Genomic DNA, 2,490 nt, shown 5'->3' with positions numbered 1-2,490 from the left:
GAGATTTAAACAGGGTTTACCCCCCTTTTCTAAAAGGGGGTAGGGGGGATTGGATAAGCGCTTGATAATCCCCCTAAATACCCCTTTAAAAAAGGGGACTCAAAATACCCGTCATTCAAGAGGGGCTGGTCATCTGTTTTTTGCTCACTGCTCACTGCTTACTGCTTACTGCTTACTGCTCACTCCAGTTACCCTCCCCCACCCTCCTCCTCTTTAAAATAGCGCATGGTGGTTTTCTTCAGTTCGGTTTCGCTGAACAGCATCTGGTAGTCGGCCAGCCCGGTTTCCGCGGCCATGCGGGCCGCGGTCAAGGTGCAGTCCTCCGGGGTTTTGCCGTGGATCATGGTATAGAGGTTATAAGGCCAGGTGGGGGCCGGGGGCCGGGCGTAGCAGTGGGATACCTCCCGGTAGGCGGCCAGCTTCTTGCCGATGGCGGTCACCTCGCTCTCCGGCACGCGCCAGACCGCCAGGACGTTGGCGGCATAGCCGGACTGCTGGTGGCGCAGGGTGGCTCCGAAGCGACGGATGTAGCCCTGCTCCATGAGGCTGCGGATGGCGGCCAGCAACTCTGCTTCCGTCACCCCCAACTGCTCCGCCACCTCCAGGAAGGGGCGGGGCACAACCTCCAGGTCCCGCTGCAGAGCCAGGATGACTTTTTCTTCCAGGTCCGTCAACATGCGCATACCCCGTTTATCAGGGCAATATAAAACAGGAAAACCGGGTTGGCAAGGATTGAGGGGGCATCATCTTTCCTGGAAGCAGGCCGGGGACCTACCACTACGGAAATCCGGGCGTTCTTTATAGAGGACAAGCCGAAGACCTGCTCGAGACCTAAAAACGGGGCACGGGAACTTTCTCTGTGTCCCTTCGGCGTGAAGCCTTTGGTACTGGCTTAACTGCCGAGTTAGGGATGGGATTGGATGCAGGCATTTTAAAAAAATAAATGTCTATCCCTATTTCCTAAAACACTCTCTTATTTTTTTTGATAAAGTATATATAGTTTTTAGTTAACCAAATACTTGACAAAAGGTACGGCAAGGCTACGGTCGCGGCATGCATTTTGAAATTATCGGTGAGCCAATCTCAATAGAGACGTTCGCGACGGGCCGTGGAATCCGAGAGCTATCCCGGCTTATTAAAGTTTATGGCAGAGGGCGTTGGCGCAAACGCAAAGGTATTGCCACGGTTCGCTTAACGGATGGTTCGCAATGGCGGGTTGAACTTCATTGGTATGAAGCAACAGGTATCGGCAAGAAGGAATTCAAAATTAAGCGATTTATAGGTTAAGCGCATGAAACAGCCATTCGTTATCTGCATTCGCAATGATGATTATCCGGCCTCTTTGGAGAAGCGTAAGCTTTACGTTAAGCTGCCCGACCCGGAGGCGGAAAAAAATCATTTTGTCAGGGTAATTGACGAATCAGGTGAGGATTACCTTTATCCTGAAGGGTATTTCGCAGCGGTTGAGCTTTCTGATGAGACCATGCGAGAGATCATGACGGACTTCACAGCCCAAGAATTGAGAAAATAATAACTGGGTCTGTCCCCGTTCTTAAAGAGATATTAGGGAAAATTAGGGACAGACCCTATTTTTCTCTTATACTGCTTCCTGCTAACTCCAAACTGCCGGCTACCAGCTCACCGCATCCCCCACTTTAATACCGTGGCGGTCCGAGAATCCGCCGGGCACTTCCAGGACATAATTCACCGGCTGGGGGGAGCAGAGGGTGCCGGTGAATTTGGGCGAGACATTCTTTTCTATCCCCACGATTTTCCCCTGGGTGATCCAGATGATGTCAATGGGGAATTGCATGCCCCGCATACAGAAATTCTGCACCTCCATCCGGGGCATAATAAAGAGCATGCCCCGGCCTTCAGGCAGCTCCCGGCGGTGCCCCAGGCCCAGGTAGACCTTGCCCGGGGACCGGACCACCTCAGCCTTCACCCCCACCTGGCCCACCGTCACCCAGGCGAAGGGATTGCCGTATTCGGAGACCTCCACCCCGCAGAGCAGCCCGGGCCAGAGGCACAGGAGCGAAAACCAGAGTATGGTAATTAATTTGTGCGGTTTCATCATTATAAGAGAAAAATTTAAGGGCGTGAGGCAGGGTGAAAAGGGGAAAGGGGAAAAAGGCGAAGGAGGGAATCACCGCAATGACCTTTTCCCTTTTCCCCTCTTCCCCCTTTCCCCTTTTCACCCCGTCAGGAGTTTACGCCTGAGTCTCTTTTTCAGAGCCCTCTCACAGGGGACGGTGATAATCGGTGAACAAGATATAGCCGGTCACATCCGTGCGAACGACTTCACAGGTCCTGGTAAGTTCTTCTCCCGCTTTCGTTTTATAACGGATACCGCATTCCAGGGCCACGGTGGGGGAAAACAACGGCCGGATATAGCATTCCAGCAAGGGAAAAGCCTTATCCCGGAGCAGGCCCTCGGTGCCGCTCAGGCTGTAGAGCATCTCCCCGTACACGAAATCGAGATTGCCGGTC

General features: G+C 53.1%; 4 protein-coding genes. 1 reads left to right on the top strand and 3 read right to left on the bottom strand.

The window, feature by feature from the left end:
- Positions 1-188: 188 nt before the first annotated feature.
- Entirely contained in the window at positions 189-677 is a 489-nt protein-coding gene (locus HY913_17645; protein ID MBI4965102.1) for an Lrp/AsnC family transcriptional regulator, read from the bottom strand.
- Between the two features lie 614 nt (positions 678-1,291).
- Between HY913_17645 and HY913_17640 the strand changes: the two genes are divergently transcribed.
- The gene (locus tag HY913_17640) at positions 1,292-1,531 is read left to right on the top strand and encodes a hypothetical protein (GenBank protein ID MBI4965101.1); all 240 of its coding nucleotides are present in this window, start codon (positions 1,292-1,294) and stop codon (positions 1,529-1,531) included.
- A gap of 99 nt (positions 1,532-1,630) precedes the next feature.
- Here the strand turns inward: HY913_17640 and HY913_17635 are convergent, their stop codons facing one another.
- Complete coding sequence (locus HY913_17635) at positions 1,631-2,077, bottom strand: DUF192 domain-containing protein (protein ID MBI4965100.1); 447 nt, start codon at positions 2,075-2,077, stop codon at positions 1,631-1,633.
- 163 nt (positions 2,078-2,240) lie between these two features.
- A partial coding sequence (locus HY913_17630; protein MBI4965099.1) for a hypothetical protein occupies positions 2,241-2,490 on the bottom strand: 250 nt, incomplete at its 5' end.

It is taken from the genome of Desulfomonile tiedjei, assembly GCA_016212925.1.
Classification (GTDB): domain Bacteria; phylum Desulfobacterota; class Desulfomonilia; order Desulfomonilales; family Desulfomonilaceae; genus JACRDF01.
This window is presented reverse-complemented; position numbering and strand designations above follow the sequence as displayed.

Coding starts and splice junctions, on each gene's coding strand:
- HY913_17645 (MBI4965102.1), bottom strand. CDS start 677: ATGTTGACGGACCTGGAAGAAAAAGTCATCCTGGCTCTGCAGCGGGAC.
- HY913_17640 (MBI4965101.1), top strand. CDS start 1,292: ATGAAACAGCCATTCGTTATCTGCATTCGCAATGATGATTATCCGGCC.
- HY913_17635 (MBI4965100.1), bottom strand. CDS start 2,077: ATGATGAAACCGCACAAATTAATTACCATACTCTGGTTTTCGCTCCTG.